We start from the raw sequence: 18,950 nt of genomic DNA, 5'->3' as shown, positions 1-18,950 counted from the left end.
AAGAGGGGCTGCACCGAGCGGCCGCCGTCCTTGCCGAAACGGAAGACCTCGTTGCGCGACGCGCCGGCGCTGGCCAGCACGGAGCCATCGGCCAGCTCGACCATGGCCAGGGCGCCGATGTCGCCCTCGCTGGCCGCGAAGCCGCTGGCGAAGCCGCGCAGCTGCAGCGGCGCGAGCACCGACTGCAGGTCGCTGCCGAGGCCGCCCAGGGCGGGCGTGACGACGAAGCCGGGCAGCTTCTGCGCGGCCTGGGCGAAGAGGTCGCTGGCGGTGTAGCTGCGGTCGGGCGTGGCGGCGGGCAGTTCGGCCGTCGTGTCCAGGGTGTCGGTGACGCCGAGGGCCTGCTGGGCCGCGCTGCGGCTGCCGTCGTCGGGCAGCACGGCGTTGGAGACGCTGGCGGCCTCGCGGTTGCCGGCGTTGTCGGTCGCCACGGCGAGGAATTCGTAGTGGTGGCCGGCCTGGCCGGTGAACAGCGCCGTGCTCTCGGCGCCGGCCACCTGCTTCTGCCAGATGCGGAAGTCGCCGCCGTCTGTGGCGACGTAGACGGTGACGTGCTTGACGCCCGAGGCGTCGTCGGCGGCCTTCCAGCTGACGCGGTAGGTGGGCTGGCCGCCAGCGTCGTTGCCGCTGCTGGCGACGGTCAGCGTGGTCACGGGCGCCTCGGCGTCCAGCGTGTGGCTGACGCTGTTGCTGACGATGGGCGGGGTGGCGTCGAAGAAGACGCGGGCCGAGGCCGTGATGTTGGCGCCGGTGGGCGCCGTGTCAGCGGCACGGATGGTGTAGGAGACGAAGCCTCCGGTGGGCTTGCCGTTGGCGTCGGCCGGCAGCAGGCCGCGGGCCGGGTCGTGCAGCACCTCGCCGGTGTCGGGGTCGATGGCCTGGATCAGCCAGGTCGCCACGCGCGCCTCGGCGTCGATGCCGGCGCTGACGCGCAGCACATAGCCCTTGCCGGCCGCGCCGCTGAAGTCGAAGTCGCCCTGGAAGACGGCCTGGCCGTCCGGCACGTGGACGTTGATGTCGCCGATCTTGAGGTCCCCGAGGCGCAGGCTGCGCGGGTCGAGGTCGGGGTCGATGGCCGTCACCAGACGGACTTCTCCCACGGGGGCGTTGGTCGGGTTGTTGAAAGTGAGCGTGTAGGGCAGCGCGTAGTCGGTCGGCACGTAGGTCGAGCCATTGGCCGCGGGCAGGGCCTGCGGGCCGCGCACGCTGAGGGTGGCGCCGGCATTGGCCTGGGCCTGGGCGGCCTGCTGCAGGTATTGCGTGAGGTTGAGGGCCTGCGGGCCGACGGGGCGGAACTCGGCGTCGAGCACGCCGATGTGGCGCAGGTACTCCAGCTCGGCCCGGTTGCCGGCGAAGACGTCGAAGCTGATGAAGTGCGTGGCCTGGCCGGCGTGCTGGTCGTAGTCGGCCGCATTGGGCGCGACGGGCACGGGCACCTCGACGTAGGTGCCGTCGTCGAGGTAGCGGATCTCCTTGTACTCGATGGGTGCGTGCGCCGCGGCGGCGTCGCCGGCGAACCTGGCGGTGTCGCCGTACCACTGCTGCACCTTGGCGAAGAAGCCCAGCAGGTCGGCCTGGGTGCGGTAGCTCTCGCCGCCCTTGGCCATCAGGATGCCGGTGGCCAGCGTCGCGTTCAGGCTGAGTACCAGCTCGTCGTTGCGGATGGCCGGGGCCGTGCCCTCGGCGCGCAGCAGGCCGGCGGTCTCCAGCGCGCCCAGCCAGCCCTTGACCCACTGGGCCTCGTCGGCCGCCAGCACCGCCAGGGTGCCGGGCGCCGTCGCATCCGCCAGGATGGCGGTGCGCAGGGCCTTGGCATGGGCCGTCTGCTCGGCGATGAACTCGTCGCGCGTCAGCGTCGTCACCGCGGCCAGGGTGTCGAAGCGGAAGGGCATGGCCAGCGCCTCTTCCTTGGTGATGTGGACCTCGGGATCGGTGGACAGGAACTTGGCGGTCAGTCCGGGCGAGATCTTGTCCAGGCCGGTGACGCCTTGGTCGAGGATGCCGGCGGCCTTCCAGTCGGGGCGGATGGCGTAGAGCTTGTCGCGCAGGCCCTCGAAGTCGTAGTTGATCCACTCGGCCAGGCCGGGGTAGGTCTGGACCTTGAAGGTCGCGCCGGCGAAGCCGTTGGCGGCCAGGTCGAAGGCATAGCCCGGGGCGAGGTTCCAGCCCTGGGTGTTGTCCATGCCGTCCAGCGCGGCCCAGGGCACGTCGGCGCGCAGCGCCGTGGTGGGCGTGGTGCCGTACTGCTGGGTGTTGCCGTTGCCGGCTGCGATGGCGCCGTCCGGGCGGCCGCCGACGTTGCTGCCGAAGACGACGTAGGGCAGGCTCAGGCCCTCCAGCACGTCGGCGCTGTTGCCCATGTCGGTGGCGCCGACGTCGAAGCGCACGTAGGGCGTGTCGACGTTGGTCAGGCTTTGCAGGCTGACGCTGTAGGTCGAGGAATCGCCCGGCTCGATGTTGCGGGCGCCGCCGATGCCGATGGCGGCGTCGACCTCGATCATGCGTTCGACGAGGTAGCGGTAGGGCTCGACGACGCGCTGGCCGTCGGGGTTGGTGACGATGACGTCGTACAGGCCCAGCGGCACGTGGCGCAGGTCGAAGACGGCGCGGATGTGCGTGGCGTCCAGCACCTGCCAGCGTTCGGGCTCGATCTCGAACTCGCCCGGGCGGGCCAGCTTGACGAGGGCGCCGGCCGCGAAGCGGGCGCCTTCGATGTCCATGGTGACCCAGCGGTGGTCGTCGTCGCCGACGCCACCCTGGTCGGGCGTGACCTTGGTGATGGACAGCGGCAGCAGGTCGGCGCGCAGCGTGACCGGGGTGCTGGCCGCGCCCTGGCGCGAGCGCACGAGGATGTAGTAGTCGCCCGCCTTGGTGGTGGGCACGAGCAGGGTCTGGTCGGGCGAGACGGGGTTGCTGTAGGCGACGTCGAAGGCGCTGCCGGTGGGCACGTCGTTCCAGCGGATGTAGACCTCGTTGGCGCCCGTGGCCGCCGTCGAGTCGAGCAGGACGCGCAGGGTCTCGCCGGCGCCGACCGTGACCTTGTAGACCTGGGTCTGGTCGGTGGACAGCGTCGTGGCCAGGGCCTGGCCGACGGTGAGCACGGGCACGTCCACGCGCAGCGTGGCGCCCGAGGCCGTGCGGTTGTTGGCCTCGCCCGGCGGCAGGTTCAGGCCGGTCTCGGTGTAGGTGATGCGGCCCTCGAAGACCTCGTTGTAGAGGTCGGGGCGCACGATGACGCGCCAGCTGCCGTCCTTGAGCGGCGGCAGCTTGGCCTTCAGCGTCGCGGTGTAGGTACCGTTGGCGCCGAGGTCGCCGACGTGGGCCACCTTGCCGATGGCAATGTCGTTCAGGTCCCAGGCGTTGTCGGCGGACAGGTAGAGGGCGTCGGTCCAGCGGCCGTAGGCGGGGTTGATGGACGAGTTCTGGATCGTGAACGTGATCTCGACCTCGTCGCCCACCTTGGCGCTGGCGGGCACGACGACGTTGGTGACGACGAGGTCGGCCGGCGGCGGCGTCTCGATGCGCATGGGCTGGATGGCCGCGGCGTTGTTGTTGTCGTCCTTGCCGAACTCCAGCACCTGGCCGGTGTCGCCGCTGCCCCAGATGCGGGCCGGATCGGTCACCACGAAGACGTAGTAAGGCCCCTCGAGGTCGCGCGGCGCGGTGAAGTTCAGCGAGCCGGAGTAGCCTGCGCCGGCGGCCAGGCCGCCGCCGTGCTGGACGTAGCCGAGGTAGCGGTCCTTGTTAAGGTCGAGGAAGCGGTCCTTGGACAGGTAGACCATGTCGTACCAGTTGCCCTGGTCGACCGGCGTCTTGCCGCCGAGGTTCTGCACCGTGTAGTCGACCTTGAAGCTCTGGCCGGCGATGACGGCCTCGGGCGCGCTGACGGCCGTGACCTGCAGGTCGGGCGGCGTGGCCAGCGTGATGGGCAGGGCGATCTGCGCGGTGTTGTTGGCCTCGTCCTTGAACTCCAGCACGCCGTTGGTGCCGCTCTCGGCGATGACGGGCAGCCCGGTGCGCACGGTGCTGGGCACCGAGGCGTAGGGGTCGCGGAAGACGCCGGTGTCGGCCTTGACGATGAGCTTGAAGGCGCCGCTGATGGACGTCGGGATGGCGAAGGTGGCCGTCTGCGTGTAGCTCTCGCCGGGCTTGAGGAAGCGCGGCAAGCCCCGCGCATCGGTCAGGTAGACCTGGCGGGCGCGCAGCAGCACCTCGATGTCGCCGCCGCGGTCGACGAGGGGGTAGTCGCTCGGGTCCAGCGTCGCGTCGCGCGACAGGTAGACGCCGTCCATCCAGCCCGGCACGCGGGTCTCGCGGGTGCCGCGGTTGGTGACCGTCCAGGTCGCGGTGATGGTGTCGCCCGAGCTCGGGTTGGGGTTGTCGACCGTGATCGAGTCGATCTGCAGGTCGGGCTCGCGGTAGATGACGTCGAGCTGGCCCTGGCCGAGGTTGTTGTCGCGGTGCGTGCCCTCGAAGGCGGAGGTCGTGTAGTAGGTGTCGCGGGTGTAGGCGTTGTAGTCGGCGTAGGCCGGCGGCTGCAGCACCTCGTCCTGCGACTGCTGCACGGGGTTGGTGCTCTCGCCGCGACCGAAGTCGGGGGCGAGCGAATCGGGATAGTGCTTGCCATCCGTCATCACGTAGATGTAGTACTTGCCGTCGGTGCCCGGCGGCAGCTTGACGACGGCACTGGCGGTGTAGCTCTCGCCCGCGCCCAGCGTCGTCGCGTTGCTGTGCACGACCGAGCCGATCTGCGTGGCGCGCTGCGGGATGAAGGTCGGGTCGGGGCTGATCCAGATGTGGTCCAGCCAGCCCTTGGTGCCGCTCCAGACGGCGGCGCCGAAGTTCTGCACCGTCCAGGTGACGGTGGTGTCTTCGCCGGAGTAGTTGGTCGGCAGCGTGGTGACGTTGGTGACGCGCAGGTCGGCCGGCGCGTTGCTCACGTTGGAGACGGCGCGGGCGACGTTGTTGTCCTCGGCCGTCTCGGCCACGTCGTTGCGGCCGAGGAAGCTGTAGCCGGCGTCGGTCTGCACGACGAGCCAGCCGCCGCTGACGGCGGGGCTGAGGTTGACCGTCTGGCTGACGCTGTAGGTCTCGCCGTTGCCCAGGCTGCGCTGCTGCTTGAACTCGCCCAGCAGCCAGCTGACCTTGGCCTGCGTCGGGTCGGGGTTGTCCATCAGCCAGACCTTGTCGGTCCAGGCGCCGTCGAAGGCGTCGCCGCGGTTCTTGACCGTGTAGCTGAAGCTGTAGCCGCCGGCCGCCGCGGCAGTGGGCGGCGCGACGACGCTGGTGACGACGAGGTCGGGCGGCGTGATGCCCAGCACCTTCATCGGGCCGATGCCGTCGGCGTCCCGCGACTTGTAGTTGTTGTTGTCGATCTGGGTCGGGTCGTCGGGGTTGATGTTGCTGGAGAGGGTGTCCTCGAGGATGGCGTCGTAGGTGTCGCTCCAGACGGTCACGTAGTAGCGCGCCGTGGCGATGCCGTCGGGGATCTGCACGTTGACCGTGGCGAGGTAGTCCTCGCCCACGGCGAGGTTGCCGGTGTGGGTGAACTGGCCGATCTTGATGTCGCCCTTGGCCGGGTTGGGCCGCGTCTTGTCGACGGTGAGCCAGACGGTATCGGTCCAGCTGTTGGTGGTGGCGGCGTCGCCGCGCGTCGTGGCCGAGCCCTTGTTGGTGACCTTGTAGCGCACCTCGACCGTGGAGCCATGCACGGCCTGGTCGGGCGCGACGACGTCGCTGGTCACCAGGTCGGCGAAGGGCACGGGGCTGATGTGGATGCGCTGGGCGCGCGCGTTGTTGGCCTCGTTGGGGTACTCGTCGATGCGGTTGCCGCCATCGGCGACGACGATGATGTAGGCGTCGCCGCGGTAGCGGATGGGGATGTCGATGCCGTTGACCGTCGTCGTGTACGGGTCGCCGCCGGGGCTCAGGGCCGAGCCGCTGTCCACGCGCGCCAGCAGCACGTCGTCGGCGCTGACGATGCCGTCGAGCGACAGGTAGACGTAGTCCTGCCACTGGCCCGAGGTGGCCTCCTTGCCGGTGTTGGCGACGGTGAACTTGATGCCGGCGCTGGTGCCGGCGGTCACGTCGGCGGGGGCCTGGATGTCGGTGACGCGCAGGTCGGGCCGGTCGTTGAGGCTGACGATGATGGCGTCGGTGTCGGTCGCCGTGTTGTTGTTGCGGGCGTCGCCGTACTCGTAGACCTGCGGGCTGCCGCCGCTGCCGAGCAGGCTGTTGGTGACCACGCGCAGGCGGTAGCCGCCCTCGATCTTGGCCGGCAGGCGGACCTGCTCCGTGCGCGTGTAGCGCAGGCCGGCGTCCAGGCCGCGGTCGTAGGTGTAGTTGCCGAGCACGACGGTGGAGCCGTTGGGCGCGAGCAGCAGCACCGTGTCCTGCCACTGGCCGGCCGCGCGGGCCAGGCCCTGGTTGAGCACCGTCCAGCTCACGTCGACGAGGGCGCCTTCCTTGGCGGTGGCCGGGGCGTCCAGGCTCTCGACGACGAGGTCGGGCGAATCGCTCAGCGTGACCGGCACGGCCACCGAGTGGCCGACGTTGTTGTCACCGTAGATGAACTCGTAGGGGCCGCTGGTGGCGACGTTGAGGAACCAGTCGCCGGAGATGCCGTCGGGCAGGCGCACGACGATGCTGCGGTTGTAGCTGTCGCCCACGGCCATCTGGCCGAGGTGGCCGGCGTTGCCGAGGTCGAAGCGCTGGCCGCTGCCGTCGGCGTTGCGGCTGAGCCAGACGCTGTCGGTCCAGCCCGTCGTGTTGGTGATGCCGATGCCGCGGTTGGCCACCGTCCATTGCACGGTCAGCTCGCGGCCGCTGTAGGCCTGGGTCGGCGTGCTGACGGACTCGACGCGCAGGTCGGCGTAGGGGATGGGCATGACGTCGGTCGCGTGGCCGGCGTCCTTGACGTTGTTGGCCTCGCTGCCGTTCTCCCAGACGGCGCCCGTCGCGTCGCTCTTCACGAAGATGGTGCCGTGGCGGCTGAAGGCCGGGCCGAACTGGACGTCCAGGTGGCCGGTGTAGCTCGCGCCGCTGGCCAGCGCGCCGTCGTGCGCGACGTTGCCGAGCACGATGTCGTCGCTGTCGCCCAGCACGGCATTGGTGCTGTAGATAACGCGGTCGGTCCAGCTCGACGTGCGGCCGGCGCCGGGGCCGAGGTTCTGGACGGTCCACTCCACCGTGATGCTGGCCGGGTCGTCGATGACCTGGGTGGGCGCGGCGACGCTGATGACGGCCAGGTCCGCATAGGCGTCCTGGGCAACGTTGATGGCCAGGGAATCGAGGTTGTTGTTCTCGCGGGTCGACTCGTTGTTGGCGTTGGCGGTGTCGGTGACGACGATGAGGCGCCAGGCGCCGGAAAGGTCCACCGGCAGCGTGAAGGCCAGCGAGCCGCTGCTGGACGCGCCGGCGGCCAGGGCGTCGACGAGGCGCTCGCCGAGCAGGGTGTCGGCGGCATCGACGAGGCCGTCGCGCGACAGGTAGACCTTCTCGCGGATGGCCGCCGCCGGGGCGCTGCCGATGTTGCGCGTCGTCCAGTTCAGCGTGATGGCTTCGCCGCCCTGCAGCAGGCCGGTCGTGGCGAGGTTGCCCACGACGAGGTCGGGCGCGACCACGGCCACGTCAGCCGTGGCGACGTTGTCGGCCTCGTTGGACTCGGCGACGTAGTTGCCCTTGTCGGCCGCGACCTCCAGGCGCCAGTTGCCCGGCGGCAGGGCCGGGACGGCCAGGCTCAGGGTCTGCGTCATCGTGGCGCCGGCCGCGAGGGTCTGGAAGGCCCAGGTGCTGGAGAGCACCTGCGTGGGCGCGAGGCCCGTGGTGTCGACGAGGCGGATCTCCTCGCCGAAAAAGCCGCTGACGGCGTCGTTGCCGGCATTGCGCACCGTGTAGGCGAGCTGCACGGTCTGGCCGACGCGCCAGCTGGCGGGCGCGTTCAGGGCCTCGATCTGCAGGTTGGGCTTGGGCTCGGCCTTGACGGTGGTGGCCTCGGCGGCGACGACGACGTTGTTCTCGGTGCGGCCGAGTTCGTAGACCGCCGTGAAGGCGTCGGTCCTGACGATGAAGTAGCGGGCGCCGGCCGCGTCGCGCGGCACGGTGAAGTCCAGGCCCGCGGCATAGCTCTCGCCCACGGCCAGGGTGCCGACGCGGGTGACGGAGCCGAGCAGCACGGACTGGGCCGTCAGGCTGGCGGTGCTGCTGAGGTAGACCTGGTCGACCCAGCGGTTCACGTCGGTGGCGACGGTGCCCGAATTGCGGACGGACCACTCCACGCGGGCGCTGCGGCCGGCGAAGACTTCGGCCGGCACGGCGGTCAGGGCCGGCACGAGGTCGGCATAGGTCTGGCTGATGGCGATGGCGGCCGACAGGCGGGCGTTGTCGGCGCGGGTGTCGGGCTCGGTGACCTTGGCCGTGGCGTCGCTGATGACGGCGATACGGTAGCTGCCGTCCAGGCGCGTGGGGATGCGCACGGTGGCCGTCTGGCCATAGCTGGCGCCCGCGGCGAGGGCGGTGCCGCGCGGCACTTCGGCCAGCACGATGTCGTCGCCATTGCCGGCGATGTCGTCGCGGCTGAGCACGATGCGGTCCACCCAGCCGCCCGTGGCGCTGGCCGTGGCGGCGCCGTTGTTGCGCACGGTCCAGGAGACGCTGATGTCGCTGCCGGAGTTGGCGCTGGCCGGCACGTCCACCGCCGTGACGGCGAGGTCGGCATAGGTGCGCAGGGCGGCGGTGAAGCTCCAGCTCGCGTCGTTGTTGCTCTCGGCGGTGCCGTCGGCATTGGTCTCGTAGACGATGCCGGCGCCGGTGCTGCTGCGGTCGACGCTGACGGTGACGTCGAAGGTGCCAGCGCCCTTGAGGCCCTCGGGCAGAGCGAAGCTGTAGCTGCGCTGGCGCGCCTCGCCGGCGGCCAGCGGCAGGGCGGCATTGCCGGTGAAGCTGACCAGGGTGTCGACCAGCACCGGGCCGGCGCTGCCGTCGGCGTTGCGCTGGCGGATGACGACGCGGTCCTGGTAGGTCAGGTTGGTGGCGACGCGGCCCTGGTTGACGTCCTCCCAGCTCAGGGTCAGCACGTCGCCCGAGGTGGGCGTGGCGGAGTCGAGAGCGAGGTTGCGGGCGATGAGGTCGCTGCCGACCTTGACGTTGGCTTCGAGCTGGTTGTCGTTCTCCAGCGAGCCGGTGCTGTTGAACTCGGCGATCTCGTTGCCCGCGTCGACCGTGACGCGCAGCCGGATGGCGCCGGCCGCGTTGGCGCCGCCGGGCCAGCTGAAGCTGGCCGTGCGGTCGACGCTGGCGCCGGGCTGGGCCTCGGCCGGCGTGCCGGTGCGGGTGAGGCTGGCGATGACGATGCCGGTCGTCTGGTTGAGCACCTCGACGCGCTCGGTCCAGTTGCGGCCCGGCGGGATGGTGCCGGCGTTGGTCGTCGTCCAGCCGACGGTGACGGTGTCGCCGTTCTGCCAGTCTCCTGGCGGGGTGATGCTGAGGTTGCTGGCGACGAGGTTGACGTAGTTGACGTACTCGGCCAGCGTGCTCGTGAAGCCGGCCTGGCCGCGGTTGTTGGTCTCGCGGTTGCCGCCTTCCTTCTGCGTGTTGCCGAAGTCGCTCTCGATGACGGCGAGCAGGCTGCCGGCGCCGGTCGGGCCGTCGGGCAGCTTGAGGGTGGCCGTGCGCGTGATGCTGGCACCACCCGCGAGCGGGCCGGACGTGGCCTCGACATAGGGCAGCAGCAGCTCGGCCAGCACGTCGCCGCTGGCGCTGCGCAGGGTGACGCGGTCGGCGAAATCGCCGATGGTGGGCGTGGTGCCCTGGTTGACCGTCGTCCACGTCACGGTGACCTGGCCGCCGGAGAGGATCTGGCCGGCGCCGTCGGCGGGCGACACGGCCACGTCCTTGACGACGAGGTCCATGCCGACGGCCTTGTCGACTTCGGCGACCAGGGCGTTGAGGTCCCAGGTCGTGCCGTCGGCGAACTTGACCTGCTGCAGCGGGTTGTAGCCGTTGCGCGGGTCGTTGTTGTAGAAGAAGTAGCTGACCGTGAGCTTGTCGTCGCTGTTGGCCAGGCCGACGCTGATGGCCGTGTACTGGGCGGTGCGGTAGTCGAAGACGCGGCGCACCACCACGTCGGCGGGCGTGATGCCGGCCTTGAACTGCAGCGTGTTGGTCTTGCCGGTGTCGTAGGGGCTTTCGAGCAGGGTGTCCTGGCCGTCACCGCGACCGAAGAGGTAGGTGTTGCTGCCGTAGCCGGGGTTGAGGGTGTCGTTGCCGGCGCCGCCGTCGAAGACGTCGTTGCCGTCGCTGCCGGCCAGGCTGTCGTCGCCGTCGCCGCCGCGCAGGGTGTCGTTGCCCGCGCCGGCCAGCACGCTGTCGTTGCCGGCGCCGGCGTCGATGGTTTCACCCCAGGCGCTGCCCAGGATGCTGTCGTTGCCGGGCGTGCCGGTGGCCACGCGGGCCACCATGTCGGCAATCGTCCAGATCGTGCCGTCGTTGAAGACGATGCGCTGCAGCGGGTTGTAGCCGCGGTTGGGGTCGTCGCCCTCGAAGAAGGCGTTGACGGTGAGCTTGTCGCCGCCGTTGCCGTAGGCGATCTCCAGCGCGGTGTAGTTGTGGGCACCCTGGTCGAGCACGCGGCGCAGCGTCACGTCGGCCGGGTTGACGCCGGCCTTGAACTGCAGGGTGTTGGTCTTGCCGGTGTCCCAGGCGGTGTTGACCAGCAGGTCCTGCCCGTCGCCCAGGCCCAGCACCACGGTGTTGTTGCCGGTGCCGACGTTGAGGTAGTCGTTGCCGGCGCCGCCGTCCAGGGTGTCGTTGCCGTCCTCGCCGTAGAGCACGTCGTCGCCGGCACCGCCGGTGAGCGAGTCGTTGCCGGCCCGCCCGGCCAGCGTGTCGTTGCCGGCGTCGCCGTCCAGCGTGTCGGCCCAGGCCGTGCCGGTCAGCACGTCGTTGCCGGTGCCGACGCTCTGCAGTCGGGCCAGCATGTCGGCAATCGTCCAGGTGGTGCCGTCGGCGAAGACGATGCGCTGGAGCGGGTTGTAGCCGCGGTTGGGGTCGTCGCCCTCGAAGAAGGCGTTGACGGTGAGCTTGTCGCCGCCATTGCCGTAGGCGATCTCCAGCGCCGTGTAGTTGTGGGCGCCCTGGTCGAGCACGCGGCGCAGCGTCACGTCGGCCGGGTTGACGCCGGCCTTGAACTGCAGGGTGTTGGTCTTGCCGGTGTCCCAGGCGGTGCCCACGAGCAGGTCCTGCCCGTCGCCCAGGCCCAGCACCAGGGTGTTGTTGCCGGTGCCGACGTTGAGGTAGTCGTTGCCGGCGCCGCCATCCAGGCTGTCGTTGCCGTCCTCGCCGTAGAGCACGTCGTCGCCGGCGCCACCCTTGAGCACGTCGTTGCCGGCACGGCCCGCGAGGGTGTCATTGCCGTTGCTGCCGTTCAGCGTGTCGGCCCAGGCCGTACCGGTCAGCACGTCGTTGCCTGGCGTGCCGCTGGCCAGTCGGGCCAGCATGTCGGCGATCGTCCAGATGGTGCCGTCGGCGAAGGCGATGCGCTGCAGCGGGTTGTAGCCGCGGTTGGGGTCGTCGCCCTCGAAGAAGGCGTTGACGGTGAGCTTGTCGCCGCCGTTGCCGTAGGCGATCTCCAGCGCGGTGTAGTTGTGGGCGCCCTGGTCGAGCACGCGGCGCAGCGTCACGTCGGCCGGGGTGATGCCGGCCTTGAACTGCAGGGTGTTGGTCTTGCCGGTGTCCCAGGCGGTGTTGACCAGCAGGTCCTGCCCGTCGCCCAGGCCCAGCACCACGGTGTTGTTGCCGGTGCCGACGTTGAAGTAGTCGTTGCCCGTGCCGCCATCCAGGGTGTCGTTGCCGTCCTCGCCGAAGAGCACGTCGTCGCCCTGGCCGCCGGTGAGCACGTCGTTGCCGGCGCGGCCCGACATCGTGTCGTTGCCGGCGCCGCCGTCCAGGCTGTCGGCACCGGTGGAGCCGATGAGGGTGTCGTCACCCGCGGTGGCGAGCTGCAGGCGGTTGAAGAGTTCGGCCGCCGTCCAGATCGTCCCGTCGTCGAAGCGCAGCTGCTGGACGGGGTTGTAGGCGTTGGCGGGGTTGTCGCTCTCCAGGAAGTAGTTGATGACCAGGCGGTCGGCCGAGCCGGCGATGCCGATCTCCAGCGCCGTGTAGCGCGCGGTCTGGCTGTCGAAGGCGCGGCGCAGCTTCAGGTCGGCCACGCCGATGCCGGCGCCGAACTGCACGGTGTTGAGCCGCGTGCCGGAGGTGTCGCCGCTGTAGAGGATGGTGTCGGCGCCGTCACCGCGACCGAAGAGGTAGGTGTTGTTGCCGGTGCCGCCGGAGAGGAAGTCCGTGCCGCCCTTGCCGGCCAGGGTGTCGTTGCCGCCCAGGCCGTTGATGGTCTCGTCGGCGTCGGTGCCGGTCAGGGTCTCGGCGAGGTTGGTGCCGTTGATGGTCGTCGTCGCGGGCGGCGTGTCCAGCCGCGCCACGATGGCGGCGATGTCCCAGGCCGTGCCGTCGTCGAAGCGGATCTGCTGCACCGGGTTGTAGGCGCTGGCGGGGTTGCCGCCGGGGAAGAACCAGTTGACCAGCAGGCGGTCGTCGGTGCCCTTGATGGCGATTTCCAGCGACTCGTTGACATTGCCCTGGCTGCCGGTCAGGCGGCGCAGGACGACGTCGCCCACGGCCACGCCGGCCTTGAGCTGCACGGTGTTGAGCTTGCCGGCCGCCGTGTCGTAGACGTAGGCGATGCTGTCCTGGCCGTCACCGCGGCCGAAGAGGTAGGTGTTGTTGCCGGTGCCGCCGTCCAGCCAGTCGTTGCCGGCGCCGCCGTCGAGCGTGTCGCTGCCGTTGCCGCCGTAGAGGGCATCGCTGCCGTCGCCGCCGCTCAGCGTGTCGTTGCCGTCTGCGCCGTCGAGCGAGTCGTTGCCGCGCCCGCCGGACAGGCTGTCGCCGGCCGTCGTGCCGCGCAGCACGTCGTCGGCCGCCGTGCCCTGGCCCAGGGCGGCGAGGATGGCGCCGATGTTCCAGGTGGTGCCATCGTCGAAGCGGATCTGCTGCACCGGGTTGTAGGCGCTGCCCGGGTTGTCGCCCTGGAAGAACCAGTTGATGAGCAGCCGGTCCTCGGTGCCGGCGATGCTCAGCTCCAGGGACTCGTTGGCATTGCCCTGGCTGCCGGTGACGCGCCGGAGCATCACGTCGCCCACGGCCACGCCGGCCTTGAGCTGCACGGTGTTGAGCTTGCCCGCCGCCGTGTCGTAGACGTAGGCCACCGTGTCCTGGCCGTCACCGCGGCCGAAGAGGTAGGTGTTGTTGCCGGTACCGCCGTCCAGCCAGTCGTTGCCGGCGCCGCCGTCCAGGCTGTCGCTGCCATTGCCGCCGTAGAGCGCGTCGCTGCCGTCGCCGCCGGAGAGGGTGTCGTTGCCGTCTGCGCCGTCGAGCGTGTCGTTGCCGCGCCCGCCGGAGAGGCTGTCGGCGCCGGTGGTGCCGCGCAGCGAGTCGTCGCCGGCCGTACCCTGGCCCAGGGCGGCGAGGATGCCGGCCACGTCCCAGGTCGTGCCGTCGTCGAAGCGGATCTGCTGGACGGGGTTGTAGGGGCTGCCGGACGGGTTGTCGCCCTGGAAGAACCAGTTGATGAGCAGGCGGTCCTCGGTGCCGGCGATGGCGATTTCCAGCGACTCGTTGGCATTGCCCTGGCTGCCGGTCAGGCGGCGCAGCTGCACGTCGCCCACGGCCACGCCGGGCTTGAGCTGCACGGTGTTGAGCTTGCCCGCCGCCGTGTCGTAGACGTAGGCCACCGTGTCCTGGCCGTCGCCGCGGCCGAAGAGGTAGGTGTTGTTGCCGCTGCCGCCGTCCAGCCAGTCGTTGCCGGCGCCGCCGTCGAGCGTGTCGCTGCCGTTGCCGCCGTAGAGGGCGTCGCCGCCGTCGCCGCCGGAGAGCGTGTCGTTGCCGTCGGCGCCGTCGAGCGTGTCGTTGCCGCGCCCGCCGGAGAGGCTGTCGGCGCCGGTGGTGCCGCGCAGCACGTCGTCGCCGGCCGTGCCCTGGCCGAGCTGGGCCATGATGGCCGCGACGCTCCAGGTGGTGCCGTCGTCGAAGCGGATCTGCTGCACCGGGTTGTAGGCGCTGCCGGCCGGGTTGTCGCCCTGGAAGAACCAGTTGACGTAGATGCGGTCGTGGGTGCCGGCGATGCTCAGCTCCAGGGACTCGTTGGCATTGCCCTGGTCGGCCGTCAGGCGGCGCAGCGCCACGTCGCCGGGCGCCACGCCGGCCTTGAACTGCAGGGTGTTGAGCTTGCCGCCGCTCGGGTCGTAGACGTAGGCGATGCTGTCGACCCCGTCACCGCGACCGAAGAGGTAGGTGTTGTTGCCGGTGCCGCCGTCCAGCCAGTCGTTGCCCGTGCCGCCGTCCAGGGTGTCGTTGCCGTTGCCGCCGTAGAGGGCGTCGTTGCCATCGCCGCCGAGCAGGCGGTCGTTGCCGTCGTTGCCGCTGAGGATGTCGTCGCCGCGGCCACCGGAGAGGGTGTCGGCGCCGGTCGTGCCGCGCAGGTTGTCGTTGGCCTCGCTGCCGGCGCTCATCAGCTCCACGAGGCGGGCGATGTTCCACACCGTGCCGTCGGCGAACTTCACCTGCTGCAGCGGGTTGTAGTAGTTGCCGGGGTCGTCGCCGTAGAAGAAGAAGTTGGCGGTGATGCGGTCGTTGGTGCCGGCGATGGCCAGCTCCAGGCCGTTGATGCCGCCGCTCTGGCTTTCGTAGACGCGGCGCACGGTCACGTCGCCGGGCAGCACGTCGGCGCGGAACTCGACGGTGTTGAGCTTGCCCGCCGTCGTGTCGTAGCGGTAGGCGATGGTGTCCTGGCCGTCGCCGCGGCCGAAGACGTAGGTGTTGTTGCCGGTGCCGCCGTCCAGCCAGTCGTTGCCCGCGCCGCCCACCAGGCGGTCGTTGCCATCCTCGCCGTAGAGGGCGTCGTTGCCCTCCTCGCCGTAGAGCACGTCGTTGCCGCCGCGGCCGGCCAGGGTGTCGTTGCCCGAGCCGCCGTGGATCTCGTTGTCGGCGTAGGTGCCGGCCACGTTGTCGTCGCCCGGCGTGCCGGCCAGCAGCTTGGCGACGAGGTCGGCCACGCTCCATTCGGTGCCGTCGTCGAAGCGCACCTTCTGCAGGCCGTTGTAGGCGTTGGCGGGGTTGTCGCCGTAGAAGAAGCCGTTGACGGTGACCTTGTCGGTCGTGCCGGCGATGGACAGCTCCAGCGCGGTGTTGTTGCCGCCGAAGTAGTTGTCGTAGGCCTGGCGCACGACGATGTCGGCCGGCACCACGCCGGCCTTGAACTGCAGGGTGTTGACGCGCGCCGCGTTGCCGCCGTTGTGGTTGTAGTAGAGCCGGTCCTGGCCGTCGCCGCGGCCGAACAGCATGGTGTTGCTGCCGTAGCCGGCGTTGATGGTGTCGTTGCCGGCGCCGCCGTCGATGAGGTCGTCGCCGTCGCCGCCGTCGATGCTGTCGTCGCCTGTGCCGCCGTAGAGCTGGTCGTTGCCGGCGCCGCCGCTGAGCGAGTCGTTGCCGTCGCCGCCCTGCAGCAGGTCGACGCCGTTGCCGCCGCTCAGGCTGTCGTTGCCGCTGCCGCCGGTGACGGTGTCGTCGCCGTCGTCGCCCGAGAGGCTGTCGTTGCCAGGGCCGCCGTCGATGACGTCGTTGCCGGCCGCGCCGGCGATGGTGTCGTTGCCCAGGCCGCCGCTCAGGACCTCGTCGGCGATGGTGCCGCGCACGTTGTCGTCGCCGTCGGTGAAGGTCTGCACCTTGGCCACGAGGTCGGCGATGGTCCATTCGGTGCCGTCGTCGAAGCGCACCTTCTGCAGGCCGTTGTAGGCATTGGCCGGGTTGTCGGCGTAGAAGAAGCCGTTGACGGTGACCTTGTCGGTCGTGCCGGCGATGGACAGCTCCAGCGCAGCGTTGTTGCCGCCGAAGTAGTTGTCGTAGGCCTGCCTGACGACGACGTCGGACGGCAGCACGCCGGCCTTGAACTGCAGGGTGTTGACGCGCGCCGCGTTGCCGCCGTTGTGGTTGTAGTAGAGCCGGTCCTGGCCGTCGCCGCGGCCGAACAGGAAGGTGTTGTTGCCGTAGCCGGCGTTCAGCGTGTCGTTGCCCGCGCCGCCGTCGAGGGTGTCGTCGCCATCGCCGCCGTCCAGGCTGTCGTCTCCGGCGCCGCCCTGCAGCAGGTCCTTGCCCGCGCCGCCGCTCAGGCTGTCGTTGCCGGTGCCGCCGACGAGGGTGTCGTCGCCGTCCTCGCCGGCGAGGCTGTCGTTGCCCGCGCCGCCGTCGATGAGGTCGTTGCCGCCGGCGCCGGCGATGCTGTCGTTGCCGCCCAGGCCGTAGAAGGTCTCGTCGGCGACGGTGCCGCGGAAGACGTCGTCGCCTTCGGTGCCGGTGTAGACGCGCGCCAGGATGGCGGCGATGTTCCACTCGGTGCCGTCGTCGAAGCGGATCTTCTGGATGCCGTTGTAGGCGTTGGCGGGATCGTCGGCGTAGAAGAAGGCGTTGACGGTGATCTTGTCCGTCGTGCCGGCGATGGAAACCTCCAGCGCGCGGTTGCCGCCGAAGTAGTTGTCGTAGGCCTGCCTGACGACGACGTCGGACGGCAGCACGCCGGCCTTGAGCTGCAGGACGTTGGTGCGGGCCTGGCCGCCGTTGTAGTTGTAGTAGAGCCGGTCCTGGCCGTCGCCGCGGCCGAACAGGAAGGTGTTGCTGCCGTAGCCGGCGTTCAGCGTGTCATTGCCCGCGCCGCCGTCGAGGGTGTCGTCGCCGTCGCCGCCGTCCAGGCTGTCGTCGCCCTCGTTGCCGAAGAGCTGGTCGGCCCCGGCCTCGCCGTACAGGGTGTCGTTGCCCAGCCCGCCGGAGACGATGTCGTCGCCGCCCGCGCCGTTGAGGGTGTCGTTGCCACCCAGGCCGTTGATGACGTCGGCCGCGGCCGTGCCGCGCAGGTTGTCGTCGCCCGGCGTGCCGGCCAGCAGCAGGCCCATGAGGGTGGCGGCGTCCCACTCGGTGCCGTCGGCGAAGCGCACGCGCTGGATGCCGGCATAGCCATTGGCCGGGTCGTCGGCGTAGAAGAAGCCGTTGACGGTGACCTTGTCGGCCGTGCCGGCGATGGACAGCTCCAGGGCCCGGTTGCCGCCGAAGTAGTTGTCGTAGGCCTGGCGCACGACGATGTCGCCGGGGGCGATGCCGTCCTTGAAGACCAGCACGTTGGTGCGGGCCTGGCCGCCGTTGTAGTTGTAGTAGAGGCGGTCCTGCCCGTCGCCGCGGCCGAAGACGAAGCTGTTGCTGCCGTAGCCGGCGTTCAGCGTGTCGTTGCCGGCCCCGCCTTCGAGCGTGTCGTTGCCGTCGCCGCCATCGAGGCTGTCGTCGCCCTCGTTGCCGAAGAGCTGGTCGGCGCCCGCCTCGCCGTAGAGGGTGTCGTTGCCCAGACCGCCGGAGACGACGTCGTCGCCGCCCGCGCCGTTGAGCGTGTCGTTGCCGGCCTGGCCGGTGATGGTGTCGGCCGCGGCGGTGCCGCGCAGGTTGTCGTCGCCGGCCGTGCCGGCCAGCAGCATGGTGACGATCTGGTTGGCCGTCCATTCCGTGCCGTCGGCGAAGCGCACGCGCTGGATGCCGGCATAGGCGTTGGCCGGGTCGTCGTTCAGGAAGAAGGCGTTGACGGTGATCTTGTCCGCCGTGCCGGCGATAGACAGCTCCAGGGCGCGGTTGCCGCCGAAGTAGTTGTCGTAGGCCTGGCGGATGACGACGTCGGCCGGCGCGATGCCGGCCTTGAACTGCAGCGTGTTGACGCGCGCCTGGCCGCCGCTGTAGTTGTAGTAGAGGCGGTCGGCGCCGTCGCCGCGCCCGAAGACGAAGGTGTTGCTACCGTAGCCGGCGTTGAGGGTGTCGTCGCCACTGCCGCCTTCGAGCATGTCGTCGCCGTCGCCGCCGTCCAGGCTGTCGTTGCCCGCGCCGCCGTAGAGCGAGTCGTTGCCGCCGACGCCGCTGAGGCTGTCGTTGCCGGCCGCGCCGTTGAGCAGGTCGGCGCCGCTGCCGCCGGTGAGGCTGTCGTTGCCGGCCGTGCCCATGCCGAGCAGGAAGAGCAGCTGCGACACGTCCCAGACCGTGCCGTCCGCGAAGGTCACCTTCTGCAGGCCGTTGAACTCGTTGGCCGGCGTGCCGCCATAGAGGAAGCCGTTGAAGGTGATGACGTCGGCCGTCCCGACGATGGACAGGGCCAGGGCCACGTTGCCGCCGGCCTGGCTGTCCGCCGCCCGCGCCACGGCCACGTCGGCCGGCAGCACGCCGGCCTTGAACTGCAGGGTGTTGACCTTGCCGAGGTTGGGGTCGGAGTAGGAGGGGACGGTCGTCGCACCGTCACCGCGACCGAAAAGGTAGAGGTTGTTGCCGGGGCCGTTCGTGAGGGTGTTGGTGACGGCAGGCGCCTGGGCCGACAGCGCCGCCGCAGGGGCGGCATCGGCCAGCCCGGCCAGGGTCTTGGCGCTCCAGCTCGTGCCGTCGGCGAAGGCGAGGGACTGAATCGGGTTGGCGTCGGTGAAGAAGCCGCGGACCTGCACGCGGTCGGCCGTGCCCGTCAGCGCGACCTCCAGCGCCGTGGCCTCGCCGCTGGCGTCATCCACCACGCGGCGCACCGCCAAGTCGGCTGGGGCGATGCCGGCGCCGAGCTGCAGCAGCCCGCTGGCCGTGTCGCCAGGCAGGCGCGCGTCGATCCAGGCCGCGCCCTCGCCGCGCTCGAAGCCGTAGACCTTGGGCGCCGCCGCGTCGCTCTGCGTGGCCAGCAGGTGCACGGCCGGCAGGGCATCGGCCGACAGCAGCAGCTTGGGTTCGAGGGTCTCGATCTTCCAGCTCTGTCGCTCGGAGGCCGGGACGCGCGTGGACGCGTTCTTGGAGGCACGACGGAGGGCAGCCGCCGCACGGGCGCGCAAGGATTTGATCGACAT

The 18,950-nt window shown here is 70.5% G+C and carries 1 protein-coding gene (only partly in view); it reads right to left on the bottom strand.

Features of this window, described 5'->3' with window-relative positions; translation table 11 throughout:
• Positions 1 to 18,950, bottom strand: partial view of a calcium-binding protein gene (locus LXT12_RS23030; protein ID WP_233394645.1) — the 5' portion only. The gene continues 17,176 nt to the left of window position 1, outside the view; the window shows 18,950 of its 36,126 coding nt (coding positions 1-18,950); the start codon lies at positions 18,948 to 18,950; its stop codon lies beyond the left edge, outside the window.

The organism is Pelomonas caseinilytica (assembly GCF_021353235.1).
GTDB classification, from domain to species: Bacteria; Pseudomonadota; Gammaproteobacteria; order Burkholderiales; family Burkholderiaceae_C; genus Pelomonas; species Pelomonas caseinilytica.
Note: the sequence above shows the minus strand (reverse complement) of the source record. Positions and strands in the feature narration are given on the sequence as shown.